The sequence below is a fragment of the Thioalkalivibrio sp. ALE16 genome (genome assembly GCF_000381305.1).
Taxonomy (GTDB): domain Bacteria; phylum Pseudomonadota; class Gammaproteobacteria; order Ectothiorhodospirales; family Ectothiorhodospiraceae; genus Thioalkalivibrio.
This window is the reverse complement of the sequence record NZ_KB906354.1, coordinates 115219-133634: the sequence shown is the minus strand read 5'-3', so window position 1 is coordinate 133634 and position 18416 is coordinate 115219. Positions and strand designations below refer to the sequence as shown.

The window sequence follows — 18416 nt, the reverse complement described above, 5'->3', positions numbered from 1 at the left end:
GGCCGAGCCCCTGCTTTCAATGGCTTGTGGGGTTGGCACCCCAGGTTCCCCGATCCTGCGTTGCGCCGCTTGCGGGTAGAACCACTACCCGCTGCGCGACGCGCCTTGTCTCGGAAAACCTGGGGTGCCAACGCGAGCGTGTACATTCATTAGTGCTTCCCTTGGCCGAGTGCCGGACTCGGTTTATTTTTGAGCACAAATTAGCATTGTGCTATAAACTGCGCCCCTTATGTTGATCGCCCTACGATGGGGCACAAGGAACGGGTCGCGACCCGGCACGCATTTACAAGCAGGAGATTCTCCGTCATGAACCACAAGCTTTCCGCTCTCTTTGCTGCCCTGTCCGTATCCCTGCTGCTCCCGCTGTCGGCGGCCCAGGCGGGCGATCCCCAGCGCGGCCAGGGTCTGTCCCAAGCCTGCGCGGCCTGCCACCAGGCGGATGGCAACAGTGTGAACCCGGAATGGCCCAAGCTGGCCGGCCAGCACGCCAAGTACACCGTGAAGCAGCTGCAGGACTACAAGTCCGAGCGCCGCGAGAACAGCCTGATGCTGGGCCAAGTGGCCAATCTGGACGAGCAGGACATGCGCGACCTGGCCGCCTACTTCGCCGAACAGGACATCAGCGCCGGCACCGCCGACGAATCGGTCGTCGAGCGCGGCGAACAGATCTATCGTGGCGGCATACCGTCGCAGAACGTCGCCGCCTGCATCGCCTGCCACGGCCCGAACGGTAACGGCAATCCGGAAGCCATGTTCCCGGCCGTCGCCAGCCAGCACGCGCAGTACAGCGCCGACCAGTTGCGCTACTTCCGCAGCGGTGACCGCGCCAACGACAACGGCCGCATGATGCGCAACATCGCGCGCAACATGTCCGATGAAGACATCGAGGCCGTGTCCCAGTACATGGCGGGCCTGCAGCCGAGCAACTGATTCGGCTTTGGGTACGCCGCGCAGGACCGGCGGCGAAGCGACCCAGGGAAGGGGCGGCCAAGGCCGCCCCTTTTTCGTGGGCGCGGGAAACGCCCCCCAATTGGAATGCAATCCTGAACAGGGGCGTCATGGTGGGGCGCACGAACTCCCGGGCGGATCATCGGTCCATCCACTGCTCGCGCAACGCCCGCGCAGTTTGTCTTGAAAATTGAAGCCCTGTCGGGTTGCTTCGCATAGTCCGTAAGGCCAAAGCAGGTTTCAGCATGTCGAATAACGATCAGGCCGCCACCGCCGGCCCGGCCCCCGCGTCCCGCCAGAAGGCCGCCCGCAAGCCCAGGCGCAGCCGGATCCTCGTCGATTTCATGGGATCGATGAGCCTGGCGATCACGCTGCTGGTGGCGCTCTCCATTGCCTCGGTGATCGGCACCGTACTGGTGCAGAACGAGCCTTACACCGAATACCTGATGGACTTCGGGCCGTTCTGGCACGAGATCTTTGCCGGCATGGGGCTCTACCAGGTCTATTCAGCGACCTGGTTCCTGCTGGTTGTGGCGTTCCTGGTCATTTCCACATCGTTCTGCGTGTACCGCCAGTCGCCCGGGCTGCTGAAGGACCTTCGCCGCTACAATCTGCAGGTCAAGGAAAAGTCCCTGCGCTCCTTCCATTCGAGCGCAACCGGCGACCTGGACCAGTCACCGGACGACTTCGTCCAGCATGCCCATCGCGTACTGAAGGCCCAGGGCTTCAAGGCCCGCGAAAAGACCAGCGACGGTCAGACCGTGATCGCCGCGATGCGCGGGCGCTGGAACCGCTTGGGGTACCTGCTGACCCACGTCGGGATCGTCGTGATCTGCGTGGGCGCGCTGGCCGACGGTACGACCCTGCTGAAGATCAACGAATGGCTGGGGAACCTGGAGATCGAGACTCGCAGCGTGCCGATTTCCGAGGTCCCGAGTTCGGCCTGGATACCGGAATGGAACCCGTCCTTCCGCGGCTCGGTGGAGATCCCCGAGGGGGCGTCGGCCAACGTGGTCTTCCTGCCGATGCGCGAGGGCTACTTCGTGCAGGAGCTGCCCTTCCGCATCGAGCTGGAGGAGTTCCGCATCGAGCGCTTCTCGACCGGCGCCGAGAGTTCCTACGAGTCCGACCTGGTCATCCACGATCCGAACCGGGACGAACCGCTGCGTCACACCATCTCGGTCAACCACCCGTTGATCTACAACGGCTACGCGATCTATCAGGCGAGCTTCGCCGACGGCGGGACGCGGCTGGACATCGATGCGATCCCGCTGGGCGCCGAAGCCCTGCAGGCACTCGAAGTGCCGGGGCGCGTGTTCCAGGAGGTCGAGATCCCCACTCCCGCCGGCGACACCCGCACCATCGAGTTCACCAACTTCCAGTCCGAGAACGTGGTGCCACTCCTCAACGAGGAAGGCGTGCGGGAAAACCGCCAGATGGGTCCGAGCTTTGACTTTCGTTTGATGGACCGCACCGGCCACGGCCTGTACTACCGCAACTACCAGCGCCCGGCCCTGCAGGAAGGCGCGATGTACTTCCTGAGCGGCGTGCGCGAAAGCCCGGCGGACGAATTCCACTACCTGTTCCTGCCGGCCGACGCCGACGACTCGCTGGAGCGCTTCCGCACCTACCTGGCGATGCTGCACAACCCCGAGGTGCGCAACGCAATCGCCCGTCAGGTGGCGAGCGACGACGAGACGGTGCCCAACGAGCAGACCCAGGCCATCGCCCGCACCACGGCCGAGCTGATGGGCCTGTTCGCCGAGGGCGGCTATATGGCCGTGCACGAAGAGATCGAGCGCCGCGTGCCGGCCGACCGCATCGACGAGGTGCGCGACCTGATGATCCGCATCCTCCACGCCGGCCTGCAGGGGCTTTACATGGAGGTCCTGCAGGACGAGGGTGTGGTCTCGATCCAGGAAGAGGAACAGCGCTTCCTGGAGGACACGATCTCGGCGATTAACGCGATCAGCCTGTATCAGTCGCCGTTCTTCTTCCACCTGAAGGACTTCGAGCACCGCGAGGCCTCGGGCCTGCAGATCGCCCGCGCACCGGGCCAGAGCACGGTCTACGCCGGCAGCACCATGCTGATTGTCGGGATCTTCCTGCTGTTCTACGTGTCGTACCAGCGTCTGTGGATCATGGCGCGGCGGCGCGATGATGGCGAGGGCACTCACGTGGTGATGGCCGGCACCAGCAACCGCCACCAGGTGGAATTCGAGGAACGTTTCGCGCATCTTAAGCGGTGGATCATCGACCAGAAGCCGGTCGGTTCGGACCCGCAACGCGAAGACCAAAACAAGAACGCATGACCCGCAAGTAGTCGGAGGAGCACACCATGTCAGTACCCCACGAGGCCCTGGATTTCGAACGGCCCGGTTTCTTCCGGCAACTTCAGTTGCGCGACTGGGCCTACTTTGCCCTGATGGCCGCCGTGGCGGTGATCTCGCTGACGCTCTACGGCGAGAACATGGACCGCTACGACATCGGCGGGCTGATCCTCGCCGTCGGCACCAGCGCCTGGATGGGCTGGTTCTGGCGTCCGTGGCAGGCCTTCTCGATCATCGTCGGGGTGCTGGCCCTGTTTGGCATCTGGCTCTACGGCGACAACCTGGCCGCCAACGAGACCAACTTCTGGCTGAATTACATCGGCTCCGGCCAGGCCGGCGTGATGTGGATGAGCGTGTTCCTCTACCTCTCCACCGTCGCCTATCTGATGGGCCTGTTCTCGAGCTCCGATTTCCCGTCCCGCGTAGGCGCCGCCTTCGCCTGGGTGGGTGCGGGCGCCGGGGCCATGGCGCTGCTGGTGCGCTGGCGCGAGATCTACCTGACCGACCCGACCTGGGGCTACATTCCGGTCGCCAACCTCTACGAGGTCTTCATCCTGTTCGCGGCGCTGACTACGCTGATGTACCTGTACTACGAACAGCGCACCGGCTCGCGCAACATGGGTGCCTTCGTCATGCTGGTCATCGCGGCCGCGGTGACCTTCCTGCTGTGGTACATGTTCGACCGTGAGGCGCATGTGGTCGAACCCCTGGTGCCGGCCCTGAACAGCTGGTGGATGAAGATCCATGTGCCCACGAACTTTGTCGGCTACGGCGGCTTCGCCATCGCCGCGATGCTGGGTGTCGCCTTCCTGATCCGGAACCGGCTGGAGCGCACGCGACCTGATGCGGCCATTACCCAGCGCATCCCGTCCAAGGACACCCTGGACAGCGTGATGTACAAGGCCATCGCGATCGGCTTCGCCTTCTTCACCATCGCCACCGTGCTGGGCGCGATGTGGGCGGCCGAGGCCTGGGGCGGCTACTGGTCCTGGGACCCGAAGGAGACCTGGGCGCTGATCGTCTGGCTGAACTACGCGGCCTGGCTGCACATGCGCTTCACCAAGGGCTGGCGCGGGCCGACCATGGCCTGGTGGGCGATCATTGGCCTGTTCATCACCACCTTCGCATTCCTGGGTGTGAACATGTTCCTGTCCGGCCTGCACTCCTACGGAGAACTGTAAATGAAGCGTCGTGAATTCATGGGCGCCCTGGGCGGCGCCGGCCTGCTCCTCGCCACCGGCACCAGCCTCGCGGCCGAGTTCCGCGAGGGCCAGCACTACCGGGCCATCCAGCCCCCGCTGGATACCGGGCTGGAGGACGGCAAGATCCAGGTGGTCGAGGTGTTCTGGTACGGCTGCCCGCACTGCTACGCCTTCGAGCCCAAGGTCCAGGCCTGGAAGCCGAACCTGGCCGACGACGTGCAGTTTGAGTACCTCCCGGCGCCGATGAACGACGTCTGGGCGCTGCATGCGCGGGTGTTCTACACCGCCGAGAAACTAGGCGTGCTCGACGACGTGCATCAGGCGTTCTACGACGCGATCCACGATCAGGGCCGTCAGATGCGCTCGGAAAGCGCAATTCTGCGCTTCATCAACCAGCGCGGGCTGGATGCGGACGAGTTCCGCGAGACCATGCGCTCCGACGCGATCCGCCGCCGGATCGTCGAGGCCACCGAGGCCGTGCAGGACTACGGCGTTGGCGGCGTGCCGACCCTGGTCATCAATGGCGAGGCCATCGTCTCCGCCAGCATGGCCGGCGGGCACGACGAGATGCTGGAGGTTGCCGACTACCTGATCGAACGTGCCCGCGGCTAGCGCGCGGCTTATGCTGCGGGCCGCCGGGGCGCCTTCAGCATGAGCACGCCGACCACCGCCCAGCGCCTGGTCGAATGCCTCGAGCAGGAGGGCGTCGAACGCATCTTCGGTCTGCCGGGCGAGGAGAACATGGCCGTTCTCGATGCCCTGGCCGACTCCTCCATCGAATTCGTCACCACGCGCCACGAACAGGGCGCCGCCTTTATGGCCGACGTCCACGGGCGCCTGTCGGGCAAGGCGGGCGTCTGCCTCGCGACCCTGGGTCCCGGCGCCACCAACCTGATCACCGGCGTTGCCGACGCCAATATGGATCACGCGCCGCTGGTCGCGATTGCCGGCCAGGCCAGCACCCATCGCCTGCACAAGGAATCGCATCAGGTCCTCGACCTGAAGGGCCTGTTCCAGCCGATCACCAAGTACAGCTCCAGCGTGGTCGAGCCCGAGATTCTCCCGGAGGTGGTGCGCAAGGCCTTCAAGTGGGCCGAAGGCGGCAAACCCGGGGCCAGCTTCCTCGAACTACCCGAGAACATCGCCTCGCAGCCGTGCCCCAACCCGCCCCTGCCAGTCCACGCCGGCCCGGCGGCCGTGCCGGCCGACGCCTCGCTGGAGGCCGCGGCCCGGTTGCTGAACGAGGCCCACCACCCGCTGATCCTCGCCGGCAACGGTGTGATCCGCTCCGGCGCCAGCGGGGCCCTGGCCACGCTCGCCAGCGCGCTGAACATCCCGGTGGCCAATACCTTCATGGCCAAGGGCGTACTGCCGTTCCGCCACCCGCTGGCGCTCGGCTCGGTCGGGCTGCAGAGCCAGGACTTCGTGAACTTCGGCTTCCACAAGGCCGATGTGATCGTCTGCATCGGCTACGACCTAGTCGAATACCCGCCAAGCTTCTGGCATCCGGACGGCGACCGCACCCTGATCCACATTGATTCGGCCCCGGCCGAGATCGACGGCCACTACAACGTGACGGCCGAGGTCCTCGGGGATTTGACAACGTGTCTGCACCGACTGGCCGAGCAGGTCAGTCCGCGCGAGGAGACCATCCTGCGCCCGCTGCGCCAGAGCCTGATCGAGGACATGAACGAGCACCGCGACGACACCCAGGTGCCGCTCAAGCCACAGAAGCTGATCTGGGACCTGCGCACCGCGGCGGATCTCGACGCGATCATGATCACCGATGTCGGCGCCCACAAGCTCTGGATGGCGCGCATGTTCCGCTGCGAGCTACCCAACACCTGCCTGATCTCCAACGGCTTCGCCAGCATGGGGATCGCGCTGCCCGGCGCCATCGCCGCGGCCAAACTCCATCCCGAACGCCAGGTCGTCGCCGTCACCGGCGATGCCGGTTTCCTGATGAACGTGCAGGAGCTGGAGACCGCGGTCCGGCTGGGCCTGAATTTCGTGGTGCTGATCTGGAACGACAACGCCTACGGCCTGATCGAGTGGAAGCAGGTCCGCGAGTACGGGCGCAAGGCCTTCGTCGAATTCGGCAACCCGGATTTCGTCCAGCTGGCCCGCGCCTTCGGCGCCCGCGGCGTGCGCATCGAACCGGGAGACAGCCTCGAAATGGCCCTGCGCGAGGCCCTGGTGGAGCCGGGCGTGACCGTGATCGACTGCCCGGTCGACTACAGCGAGAACATGAAGCTGACGGAACGTTTGGGCGAGCTGGTTTGTCCATTCTGAGAACACGGACTTTCCCTCCAGCAGGAGACCACCCGCGATGACGTCGATCGCGCCCGGCGACCGTCGTGCCACGCCCCCCGGCCCCGAAGGCGAGGCGCAACCGGAAACCGCCACCCCGGAACAACTGAGCTACCAGCACGAACAGGGCAGCCAGCGCCTGCGTCTGCTGAGTTTCAATGCCCAGGTGGGCATCCACTCTTCCCGCCTGCATCACTACGTCACCAACAGCTGGAAGCACGTGCTCCCCTATGGCGGGCGCATGGACAACCTGGACCGGGTCGCGCGGTTCATCTCCGAGTTCGATATCGTCGGCGTGCAGGAGCTGGACGGCGGCAGCATCCGCAGCAATTTCGTCGATCTGGCGTCCTATCTCTCCGAGCGCGCGCAGTTCCCGTACACCTACAACCGGATCAACCGGGATCTCGGGCAGTTCGCCAAGCACTCCCTGGCCCTGTTCTCGCGCCTGGAACCGGACCGGGTCGAGATGCACCGCCTGCCAGGCGCCCTGCCGGGACGCGGCGCGATCGAGGCGCACTACGCGATGGGCGACGGAGACGAACTGGTCCTGTTCCTGCTGCACCTCGCCCTCGGCAAGCGGACCCGCAAGTCCCAGCTGGCCTACGTCGCGGAACACATCCAGGACCTCCCCCATGCGGTGGTCATGGGCGATCTCAACTGCCAGCAGGACAGTGAGGAACTGCGCCAGCTGGTCGCGCGCACCGGCCTGATGGAGCCAATGGCCTGCCCCGCGACCTACCCCGCCTGGGACCCGCGCCTGGTCTTCGACCACATCCTGCTGACCCCCGACCTGCATGTCAGCGACGTGCGCGTCTACAACGTTGCGCTGTCCGACCATCTCCCGGTCGGCATCGAGATCGAACTGCCGCAGCGCCAGGCCCTTCATGATCCAGCGCACTAAACCGTTGCCCGTATACGGGTACGATCCCGGTGGCATCTACCCGTATTACGCGTTTAAATAGACACGCCTCCTTTCCGGGATTTCCCGATGTCCGACAGCGATCTGCGTAGAACCATCATCGAGCTCGAACGCTCGCTGGACCGGGAACGGGCCCTGCAGGACACGATCCGCCGAGTCGCGCTGCGTTCGCTTGCGGTGGTGTCCGCCAAGGTGCCGGCACTGGAGGGCGCGGTCCGCGACCTGACCCGGGCCATCGAGTCCGACCCCGGCGACACCGCCTGGCTGGACCGCCTGAGCGGCCAGCTCGCTGACGCGGTACGTTCCAGCGACCATCGCCAGGATCTTGCCGAGGGCATCCTCGAGGTGGTGCGCCGCGGCCTGCACGGCTTCGAGTTCCTCGATTCCGAGGTGGACGCCCTGACCCGGGCCGCTGACCGCCGCGACAAGGCGGAGATCGAACGCACCCTCAACCGTCTGTTCACGGTCCTGCACGACAAGTGCCAGAAGGCCATGACCGAGCGCGAGGAGCTCACCGAGGTCGTCGGCGAGATCTGGCACCGCCTCGAGGACGTCGACACCGCCTTGTCCGAGGACGAGGCCCGCGGCGAACGCGCCCGCGAATCCGTGTCCGAGCTGCATGCCGGGATCTCCGGCGATGTCGCCCATATCAAGGGCCGGGTCGTCGACGTCGACGATCTGGCGACCCTGCGCACCGAGGTCAGCCGCGGCCTCGACCGCATGGTGGAGCGGGTCACCACCTTTCGCGAAGAACAGGAAAGCGAGCTGCTGGCAGCACTGGAGCGCAACCGCGCCCTGCGCTCCAAGGGCCGCAGCCTGGAGGGCCAGGTGCAGGCCCTGCGCACGCGCCTGGAACAGGCTCGCGCCGAGGCCACGCGCGACAGCCTGACCGGCCTGCCCAACCGCACCGCCTTCGAACAGCGCCTGGCCCAGCTCCCGGCGGAACTGAAAAAGGCCGGCGCCGCCTCCCTGCTGGTCTGGGACATTGACCACTTCAAGACCATCAACGACGAGTACGGGCACAGCGCGGGCGACAAGGTCCTGCGGGCGGTCGCCGAGATCCTGGCCGAAGGGGTCCGCGCACCCGACTTCGTCGCGCGCTACGGCGGCGAGGAATTCGTGATGATCCTCTACCGCGAGCCCGCGGCCGCCCATACACAGGCGGACACTATCCGCGAGGCGGTCGATCGCCTGATCGTGCGCGCCGGGAACACCCGGCTGAAGGTCACCATCTCCGCGGGCCTGGCCGGCATCAATCCCGCCGCGACCCCGGAGTCGATCTTCGACGCGGCCGACCACGCGCTGCTCCAGGCCAAGAAACGCGGGCGCGACCGCATTGAACGCGCCAACGACTGACCGATCCCGGGAGACGCCATGCACGGCACGCCCCCATCTCACCTGATCTTCGGCGAGGTCCTGTTCGACGGCTTCTCCGACGGCACACGCGTCCTCGGTGGCGCACCCTTTAACGTCGCCTGGAACCTGCATCAGCTGGGTGCCGCCGCCTGCTTCGTGGGCGGCATCGGCGACGACGCCGATGGCCGCCGCGTGCGGGAACGCATGCACCACATCGGGATGGATACACGCGGGCTGTACCAGCACCCCACGGCCCCAACGGGCGAGGTACGCGTCACCCTGGAGCAGGGCGAGCCGAGCTACACCATCGTCCCCGGCCAGGCCTATGACGACGTCCCGGCGGACTGGGCGGAGCAGCTGCCGGCTACGGCCATGCTCCTCTATCACGGGACGCTGGCCCTGCGCACCGGCAATCGCGAGCTGCTGGAACGCCTGCGGGCCCGCTCACGCCAGCGCTTCGTCGACGTGAACCTGCGGGCACCGTGGTACGACGCCGACGACGTCCTCGCGCTGATCCGCGGCGCCGATGTGGTGAAGCTGAACACCGACGAGGCCGCGACCCTGGCCCCGGATGTCGCCGAGGCCGAGCGCCCGACCGCGCTGCTCGAACGGGCCGCGATCCGCTCCGCCCTGATCGTCACCCACGGGGCCGGTGGTGCCGCCATCCACGAGCCCGATGGCCAGCACTGGCAGGCACCCGCACCGCCCGTCGACGGGTTCCGCGACGCCGTGGGCGCCGGCGACGCCTTCGCCAGCGTCGCCATCATCGGCCTGCAAAACGCCTGGCCCTGGGCGACCACCCTGGAGCGCGCCCTCCGATTTGCCGCCTCCGTCTGCACCCTGCAGGGCGCCACCACCGACGACCCGGCCTTCTACCAGCAAGCCACGCGCGAGTGGCCCCGGGCCTGAGGCACGCCGGGTCGTACTGGGTTCGGTCGGAAAAAGCTGATTTTATCCCCGCAGTTCGGACAGGACGCAGCGGAAACTCTCCAGCCCGGACTCTAGGTTCTCGATGATCTCTTCGGCGATCTCGTCTGGCTCGGGCAGGTTATCCAGATCACCAAGGGACTTGTCGCGAAGCCAGAAGATGTCGAGGCTGGTCTTGTCGCGTTTGAAGATCTCGTCACGGCTGAAGCGGCGCCAGCGGCCTTCGGGATTGTCCTCGCTCCAGGTCTCCTGGCGCTGGTGACGCTCGCCGGGTCTGTAGCACTCGACGAACTCGCGCAGGTGCTCGTCGCGCAGCGGCTTCTTCTTTAGCGTGTGGTGGATGTTGGTGCGGTAGTCGTAGAACCAGACTTCGTCGGTCCACGGCTCGGCGCGGCCGGGGCGCCCGTCGAAGAATAGTACGTTGGCCTTGACCCCGTGGGCGTAGAAGATGCCGGTGGGCAGGCGCAGGATGGTGTGCAGCTCGGTGGTCTCCAGCAGCTTGCGGCGCACCGTCTCGCCGGCGCCGCCCTCGAACAGCACATTGTCCGGCACCACCACGGCGGCCTGGCCATTCTCCTTGAGCAGCGTGCGGATGTGCTGGACGAAGTTGAGCTGCTTGTTCGAGGTGGTTACCCAGAAGTCCTGGCGGTTGTACTCGAACTCCTCGCGCTCCTGCTCGCCGGCCTCGTTGGTGATAGTCAGCGTGCTCTTCTTGCCAAACGGCGGATTGGCCAGCACGTAGTCGTGCCGCCGGGGCTGCTCCCCCAGCAGGGCGTCGGTGGGCGAAATTGTCGGCTCGTCGTCGAGATCCCCGATGTTGTGCAGGAAGAGGTTCATCAAGCACATACGGCGCGCGCTGGGTACGATCTCGTTGCCGTGGAAGGTGGAGTGCTTGAGCGCCTGCTTTTGCTCGGCGGTCATCTCCGCCATGTGGTGGTCCCTGATGTAGTCGTAGGCGGCGAGGAAGAAGCCCCCGGTACCGCAGGACGGGTCGCAGATAGTCCTGCCCGGCTGCGGCTGCACACACTCCACCATGGCGCGGATCAGCGGGCGCGGGGTGAAGTACTGGCCGGCGCCGGACTTGGTGTCCTGCGCGTTGCGCTCCAGCAGCCCCTCGTACATGTCGCCCTTCACCTCGGCGTCAAGCATCACCCAGGTCTCGTCGTCGATCAGCTTGATCAGGCGTGCCAGCTTGGCCGGGTCCTGGATCTTGTTCTGCGCCCTGGTGAAGATCTGGCCCAGCATGCCGCGCTCCTGCCCCAGCTCGCGCAGCAGCTCGATGTAGTGACCCTCCAGATCCGAACCCTTGCGCGCCTTGAGACTCTGCCAGTTGTAGAACTCGGGGATACCTATATCCCGGCTCCACGGCGGCCGGCTGTACTCGTCTGCCATCTTGAGGAAGATGAGGTAGGTGAGCTGTTCCAGGTAATCGCCGTAACTCACGCCGTCGTCGCGGAGCATGTGGCAGAAGTTCCAGACCCTGGAGACGAGGCTTTCGGCGTTCATTCCTTCTCCTCGGTGGCGATATAGGCTTGATCCGGGCGGTTCGGCTCGTCGGGAAACTGGTATTGCACGACTCTTTCGATGAGCAGGGGGGCGATGTGCTGGCGATGCAGATAGTCCCGTCGGCGCTTCAAAAGAACCGCCAACTCACGGGTGCCGTAAGGCCTGAGGGCGCAAAGCGCTTGTATGAGCCGGGGTATCTTCTTCGGGTCTCGGCTGCGTTGCCCGATTCGTTCCAACTCTCTTCTAAGTTCGTCAGGTAATTCGGCCAGCAGCTGTTCACGGTACGCCTGACTGGATGCTTCCCCTTCGGACTCCTGCGATAAGGCCTCGGACTCCTGCGATAAGGCCTCGGACTCCTGTGATAAGGCTGCGGACTCCTGTGACAAGTTGGAAAACAGGTCGTCCTCGTCTTCGTTGGACCGGCCACCCAGTTCGTCACCGGGGACATAGTAGGTAGCCGGGCCGCGCGGCACCTGCTCGATAAGCCTCAAATCCCGCAGGTGGGTCAGGCGTTGACTGGCGGTCAGGGTATCGACCCGGTTGAGGTCACGGTAATCGGAGTTAGTGATGCGGCCGGTCTCCCGGACGAAGATCAATGCCCGCTGTTCGTCCTCGCCCAGCCCGAGATGGCGGAACTGCCCGAGCCAGGCAACATCCTCCTCGCTCAGGAAGTGATGGAAGAGGTAGGTGGCCGAGAACTGGTCGTTGTAGCGGTCCGACTCGAAGCTCGGCGGCGACAACCCAGCCTGTTCCATCGACCGACGCATCACACGAATCCCGCTGCCCTTGGTCTCCGCCAGACCCATCTCGTGAAGCACCGAAGCGATCACGGGATTGCGCCACAACGACCCCGCCTCGCCCAACTCCTCCAGGGCCTTGAGGGAATAACCCGGGTTCTGAACCTCAAGCCGATTGCTGTAACGCAGTAGCTGGACGGGTTGTTGCCGCTGGTAGTTGCGATGCATTACCGCATTCACCACCGCCTCCCGCACTACCTTCTCCGGCAGCACCGTCTTCTCGTCCCGGCGTATCTCCCCTTCCGGGAGCTGGAAGGCGCGCGGCAGGTCGTCCATGACAGCCGCCGTAGCCCGCTGGATCAGACGGGGCAAGGTGTCGCGCAGGTCGAGTGTCGTGAAGCGGTCGTCCGGGTCCTCAATCCACTCCTTGCCGGGAATGCGAATGTAGTCGACCCGGTTGGCCGGAAACAGGCGGCGCAGCGCACCCCGGCGCCCGAACAGCAGCACACCGGCCACCGTCGGCTGCCACTGGCCCGACTCGCGAGCCACCGCGCCCAGTGCCTCCAGCAGTTCGTCGTCGGAGAAATTCAGCTCCTCCGCAGCAGGGTTCACCGCCTGTCGGGCATTGCGGTAGTGGGTGATGGCGTCCGGGTCGATGTCATCGAGGGTGGCCCCGGACAGGGTCGACGCATCAAAGCTCAGGCCGGCCCGGCCCTGATAGAGCGCAGCCAGATCATCTTCATTGCAGCGGTAATCCCCGTTGGGTCCGCGGCGCCACGCACCACGCGGCAGCGGTTTTCTGGCGAAGTGGACCGGCCGGGAGGCCGGCTCGGCCTCCGGCACCTCCACCAGAATCACCGTGCCCTCATCCAGCACCTCAGCGCGCGCCTGCACCCGCAGCGGCACATTGAAGATATTGGCGCACTGCGAGTGCAGATCATTGAGTAACTTGTCCGGATCCTCGATGCCGCACACCCGGTAATCCCCGGGCGCGCCCGGGGCCTTCTCCACGCCCAGCAACAGCCAGCCGCCGCCCAGACCCGGCTCATTGGCGAAGGCGCAGACCGTCTCCATCAAAGACTCGCCAATGCCCGAGGCACGTTTGGCCTCGACGCGGTCCGACTCATCAAGCTGCCGGAGCTGTTCAAGGATGGCTCGTGCCGTAACCTGGCTCATGCCGAGGCCCCCACATCTGTTCACTCATTCTCATCTCCAACCACCCACCCTCGTTGGGCATCGTCTTGGCCGCGCCCTTGAGCTTGGCCAGACTCCCGTAGGCGGCCACCAGGGCCCGCAGCACCGAGGTGCTCTCCAAAGGCACATGCGGCGGAAAGGGGTCTCGACCATCCCATGCCATCGTCATCCTCCTGAAGGCAGGCGACCAACGACCTGCTCAGAAAACGCGTTTTTTGAGCAGGTCAGGCGGGAGCTGCTCAATACCGGGCACGTTTGAACAGTGGTGGACCGAACCTTTGCGCTGATCAGGTTCATGCCGTAGCCCCGGCGTTGCGCTTGCCCCGCTTGGACCCTGCGGCGTCCGCCTGTTCCTGGCGGATGCGCTCCAGCAGGACACTGGCGGGCTCGTCGTCGGGGTCTTGGGGGACGAGCCTGCCTTCGAAGGCGCGTTTGAGGATGGATTGGCGGAGCAGCTCTGCTCTCCGAAAAGAGGCTTCAAGCTCTTCTTCCAGCTGCGACAACCTGGAAACCCCTGATTCGATTTGGTTCACGATCTGGTCTTGCTCATCCAGCGAGCAAAGCGGGAACTCTGACTTTTCGACAATACCCAAGTTCAAATTTGGCTGAACACCACCAGACGATGACTGCCTTATGCTCTCGTAGTTATGAACCAGAAACCATTTCAAGTAAGGTTTAATACGCGCGGTCAGCCCCTCGGTTACGATGGCTGCTAGAGCTTGGTTGGTAGTGGCATCAATTGCCAACTCGGACGCCTTTCCACGCGTCTTACCCTCACCATACATTGCAACAAGCAATGTTCCTCTCGGGTACAACCGCAGGTTTGTCTCTTCGAGTGCGGTCTCGGTCACCCAGCCAGAAGGTTCCTGGACATAGAGGTCATTTACAGCTCCACTTGTCACCCATGGTATCTTCCCACCCTCGTAATAGCCTTGTCGCTTTTTCAGAGGTGTCACTCCGGTCCCGACAAAGGCGATGTCTATTATCCTGGCATTGGCCCAACCACCCGGCAGGCTTCCTGAGCGATTCGCTGCATCACCCACATCCCACTTCGGTCTGTGTGGTTTACGAGGCTTTTTCCCTAACTTCCCGTTCGTTTCCCATTCTTTTACAGCGGCCTTCCAATCCCTCAGCTGCTCTTGGTAGCGCGCTTCACGCTCTTCCCGAATGCGCTCAAGGAGTTGCTCGGCAGTTTCAAGTTTATCGGCGTTGTCGCGGCGCCATTGTTCGGTGAGCCGACCTTCGAAGGCGGCCTTGAGCAGGGACTGGCGGTAGGTCTTGAGCTGGGCGCGGGCGGTCTTCAGGCTTTCCACGCCCTTGTCCAGTTCGGAGAAGAGTTCTTCGATCTTGGCGACGATGCGGCGTTGCTCGTTGGTTGGTGGAATCGCGACCTCCAAACGATACGCGTCGTCCCTGTTCAGCCCCGGAACCGCAGTTGATGTATCAAGGTCAGATAAGCGAAGGTACTTAAGGTAAAGCGCTAAAAACCTTCCATCGACGCCTTTCGGCGGCTTCACAAAATAGGTCGTATCAATCGGCCATAAACCACCATGTGAGTAAAACACCGAACCAACGGATCCTTTTCGCCCAACAACAATCGCAGGCCCCTCAACCAAAGCTTCATCGTGCTTTCCCACGACACCACTGGAACCATAGACATCGAACACCCCCGACTCATTTCTCGTGGTTTTTTTTAGAGCTTTACCATATTCCAGAGAAATGACATCTCCCAATTTGCATTGCGCCCACATTTTGGATTGGGTTTTCTCAGCCATCACGCCGCCATCTCATCATTCATCTGGTCCAACACCTGCTCCATATCCTCCCCGAACAGCTGCCACATGCGTCCGCGCCCGCCCTCGGCGTCGAAAGGGGCGTAGTCCAGGTCCCCCACGGTGATGTGGAAGCTGGCGGCGATATGGTCGCGGATCTTTTCGAGCCAGGCCATCTGTTCCTCGTTGAACTTGGGCTGGTTGCCGGAGTGGCGGCCGAAGACCCAGCGCTTGAAGTTGGCGCGCACGGTGTCGGCGTAGGGGGTGAGCTGGTCGTCCCAGCCGCTGACCCGGCGCACCAGGGCGATGATCTGGGCCAGCTCGCTCTCCGGCCGGCGCGCCTGCACCTCGTCCAGCCGGGCGTAGGCGTCCCAGACGCGGGCCGGGGCCAGTTGCGGCTTCTCGCGCTTGAGCGCTTCGAGCAGGTCGCGGATGGCCCGGGCGGTGATCTCGCGCCGCCGGTACGGCTGCTGATAGTAGATGGTCAGGGCGTCGATGTCGTCCCGGTGGTTCTCCAGCCATTCGCTGAATTCCTGGCGCAGCTGCTCGCGCTGGATCTCGGCGTCGGTCTCCCAGCCGCTGACCTCCAGCTCGTCCGGGTTCACGTCGTCCACCACCTGTTCCTGGCGCTGGCGCACGTCCTCGAGGAAGGTGGTCAGCGGGCCGGTGATGGCGGCGGTGGCGGCCTTCGCCCGCTCCTCGCGGACCGCTTCGAGCTGTTCCGGGCTCGGCTCGGCGCTTTCGGGCAGTTGGTGGGTCTCGCGGGCGGCGCGGCGCAGGGCGTCGGGGTCGTCGGTGGCCAGCAGTTCCGAGGCGATGGTGTTGAGATCGGGGCCGCCGGTGAGCTTGCGCACCTCGCGCTGCTGCTCGTCGTTGAGCCGCTTGCTGAAGCGGGCCAGCCGGCCGGCCAGGCTGCTCAGGCTGTCCGGGTCGCGCACGCCCATGGTCACGGCCTGCATCAGCTCCTTCATCGGCACGCTCGGTTTGCGCTCCAGGCTGCCGGTCTCCATCTTCTTCGACTCGCTGACACCGACGGCGTCGACCAGCACGAAGTGCGCCTTGGGGCCGCGGGCGGTGCGGTTGACCTGACGCAGGCCGTCGGCGTCCAGGCTGCGGGTGCCGCGCCCGACCATCTGCATGTAGTAGTTGCGGCTCTTCACGTCGCGCATGAACAGCAGGCACTCGATGGGCTTCACGTCGGTGCCGGTGGCGATCATGTCGACGGTAACGGCGATGCGCGGGTTATAGTCGTTGCGGAAGCTGTTCAGCAGACTCTGGGGATCGCCGTCGATTCGGTAGGTGATCTTCCGGCAGAAGTCATTCCCGGCGGCGAACTCCTCGCGGACGATGTGGATGATGTCGTCAGCGTGGCTGTCGGTCTTGGCGAAGATCAGCGTCTTCGGCACCTCGAACCCGCCCTCCTCTTCCGGCAGGTGGCGGTCGGAGAACATGCGCGGCAGGGCGTCGCGGAAGGCGCGGATGACGGTGCGGATCTGGCTCGGGTTGACCACGCTGCGATCGAGCTGGCTGCCGGCGTACTCCAGATCCTCGTCGAGCTGCTGCCAGCGCTGCTCGCGGGTCAGGCGGTCGCGGTGCTCGACCGTCTCCTCCGCCTCGATCCGGCCGCCCTCGCGGGTCAGGCGGGTATCGATGCGCCAGACGAAGTGGTCGACGTTGACGCCGTCGACCACCGACTGCTCCAGTGGGTACTCACTGACCACGTTCTGATTGAAGAAGGCGTAGGTGCGATTGTCCGGCGTCGCGGTCAGCCCGACCAGGAAGCTGTCGAAGTACTCGATCACCTGCCGCCAGAGGTTGTAGATGGAGCGGTGGCACTCGTCGATGACGATGACATCGAAGAACTCCGGCGGCACCTTCGGGTTGTAGACCACCGGCAGCGGCTCCTTGCGCAGGGTGTCGAGGCCGCCCGGCTCATCCTCGGCCTCCTCGTCCAGCGGCTCGCCCTTGAGGATGGAGTAGAGCCGCTGGATGGTGCTGATGCAGACCTGGCCGTCGGTGGGCACATGGGGCGAACGCAGGCGCTGGACGGTGTAGAGTTCGGTGAACTTGCGGTTGTCGTCCTGCGGCAGGTACTGGTGGAACTCGTTCTCCGCCTGCACGCCGAGGTTGCGGGTATCGACCAGGAAGAGGATGCGCTTCGCCCCGGCGTGCTTGAGCAGGCGGTAGATGCTGGTGATGGCGGTGAAGGTCTTGCCGGCGCCGGTGGCCATCTGGATCAGCGCCCGGGGGCGGTTCTCGCGGAACGAGGTCTCCAGATTGTTGATGGCGTGGAACTGGCAGTCGCGCAGGCCGTCGGAGCCCAGCGTGGGCAGGTTCTGCAGGCGCGCGCGGAACGAGGCCGATTGGGACCGCCATTCGGCCAGGGTCTCCGGGCGATGGAACTCGAATACGTCCCGCGCGCGGGGTACCGGATCAGCGCGATCCGTAAAGCGTGTGAGCGTACCGGTGGCCTCGTAGATGAAGCGCAGATCGGCCTTGCCCACGTGCTTCAGCTTTGCTCTGGCATAGCGGGCCGACTGCTCCTCCACCTTGCTGATGCGGTGGCCTTCCTCTTCCCGCTTGGCCTCGATCAGGCCCGCCGGTTCGCCGTCCACCATCAGGAGGTAGTCCATGGGTCCCGTATCCGTCGGGTACTCGCGCACCGCTACACCGCGTGCGGCCGACGGGTCCAGTTCCGCCAGGCTCTGCACCTCCCAGCCCGACGCCCGAAGCTGCTGATCAATTCGCTCGCGTGCGGCTTGTTCCGGGGTTTGATTGTCGAGCATGGAGCATCCTGATGATTGCGTGATCGGGGCACACGGGACGTGTGTGCGCGAAACCCGGGCAGCGCCTGCGGCGCGTCCGGGCGCAGGCGTATTTGAGTAACCACAGATTGATTGTGCCCAACGTAATCCCTAATGGCGATGGACCGGCTTGGAAGGACGCTACCCGAAACGAACGAAGTTCAGTCCAGACGGCTTGCGGTCAAGAAAAAGCCGACAATTGACGTGGACGGCCATTGTGGGCATCCCGTTAACATCAACCGCCTTTGTTGCTCATCCACCCGCATCGGTGAGCAACAAATGAGAGCTCTCTATGGCAAGAGCCGCGGGGTCGAGCAAGAAGACCGCTACAACCACCCCTGTTTCACCGCGAACCCCTCTCCAGCCCAATAGCACACTGCGACTGCCACCTACGCGATGTGTTTGCCTTAG

12 protein-coding genes are annotated in these 18416 nt (G+C 64.7%); 8 read left to right on the top strand and 4 right to left on the bottom strand.

The annotated features are described in order from the left end of the window. The first annotated feature begins 306 nt into the window (after positions 1–306). The 8 genes from F627_RS0100665 to F627_RS0100630 all read left to right on the top strand — a co-directional run bounded on the left by F627_RS0100665 (position 307) and on the right by F627_RS0100630 (position 9974). Positions 307–930 (top strand): cytochrome c, encoded by a 624-nt coding sequence (locus F627_RS0100665; protein ID WP_019582995.1) that lies wholly within the window; start codon positions 307–309, stop codon positions 928–930. A 263-nt stretch (positions 931–1193) separates the two neighbouring features. Next, on the top strand, positions 1194–3260 hold the full coding sequence (locus F627_RS0100660) for a cytochrome c biogenesis protein ResB (RefSeq protein ID WP_019582994.1): 2067 nt from the start codon (positions 1194–1196) through the stop codon (positions 3258–3260). Positions 3261–3286: 26 nt separating this feature from the next. Next, positions 3287–4459, top strand: a complete 1173-nt coding sequence (gene ccsB, locus F627_RS0100655; protein ID WP_019582993.1) for a c-type cytochrome biogenesis protein CcsB — start codon at positions 3287–3289, stop codon at positions 4457–4459. Beyond that, the gene (locus F627_RS0100650; RefSeq protein WP_019582992.1) at positions 4460–5092 is read left to right on the top strand and encodes a thiol:disulfide interchange protein DsbA/DsbL; all 633 of its coding nucleotides are present in this window, start codon (positions 4460–4462) and stop codon (positions 5090–5092) included. Positions 5093–5131: 39 nt separating this feature from the next. After that, positions 5132–6772: an acetolactate synthase large subunit gene (locus F627_RS0100645; RefSeq protein WP_018867698.1), complete on the top strand. Its 1641-nt coding sequence runs from the start codon at positions 5132–5134 to the stop codon at positions 6770–6772. A gap of 37 nt (positions 6773–6809) precedes the next feature. Next, positions 6810–7691, top strand: a complete 882-nt coding sequence (locus tag F627_RS0100640; RefSeq protein WP_019558370.1) for an endonuclease/exonuclease/phosphatase family protein — start codon at positions 6810–6812, stop codon at positions 7689–7691. 87 nt (positions 7692–7778) lie between these two features. Then, entirely contained in the window at positions 7779–9065 is a 1287-nt protein-coding gene (locus F627_RS0100635) for a GGDEF domain-containing protein (RefSeq protein ID WP_019582991.1), read from the top strand. Positions 9066–9083: 18 nt separating this feature from the next. Continuing rightward, on the top strand, positions 9084–9974 hold the full coding sequence (locus F627_RS0100630; protein WP_019582990.1) for a PfkB family carbohydrate kinase: 891 nt from the start codon (positions 9084–9086) through the stop codon (positions 9972–9974). 42 nt (positions 9975–10016) lie between these two features. On the opposite strand, the gene F627_RS0100625 is transcribed toward F627_RS0100630, so the two are convergent. The 4 genes from F627_RS0100625 to F627_RS0100605 all read right to left on the bottom strand — a co-directional run bounded on the left by F627_RS0100625 (position 10017) and on the right by F627_RS0100605 (position 17987). Beyond that, positions 10017–11498, bottom strand: coding sequence for a class I SAM-dependent DNA methyltransferase (locus F627_RS0100625; protein ID WP_019582989.1), 1482 nt, complete (start codon positions 11496–11498; stop codon positions 10017–10019). Beyond that, entirely contained in the window at positions 11495–13411 is a 1917-nt protein-coding gene (locus F627_RS0100620) for an ATP-binding protein (protein WP_019582988.1), read from the bottom strand. The genes F627_RS0100625 and F627_RS0100620 overlap by 4 nt, the downstream gene beginning before the upstream one ends. A 311-nt stretch (positions 13412–13722) precedes the next feature. Continuing rightward, positions 13723–15204, bottom strand: coding sequence for a restriction endonuclease subunit S (locus F627_RS16105; protein WP_081630695.1), 1482 nt, complete (start codon positions 15202–15204; stop codon positions 13723–13725). Next, positions 15204–17987: a DEAD/DEAH box helicase family protein gene (locus F627_RS0100605; RefSeq protein ID WP_019582985.1), complete on the bottom strand. Its 2784-nt coding sequence runs from the start codon at positions 17985–17987 to the stop codon at positions 15204–15206. The genes F627_RS16105 and F627_RS0100605 overlap by 1 nt, the downstream gene beginning before the upstream one ends. Between the last annotated feature and the right edge of the window lie 429 nt (positions 17988–18416).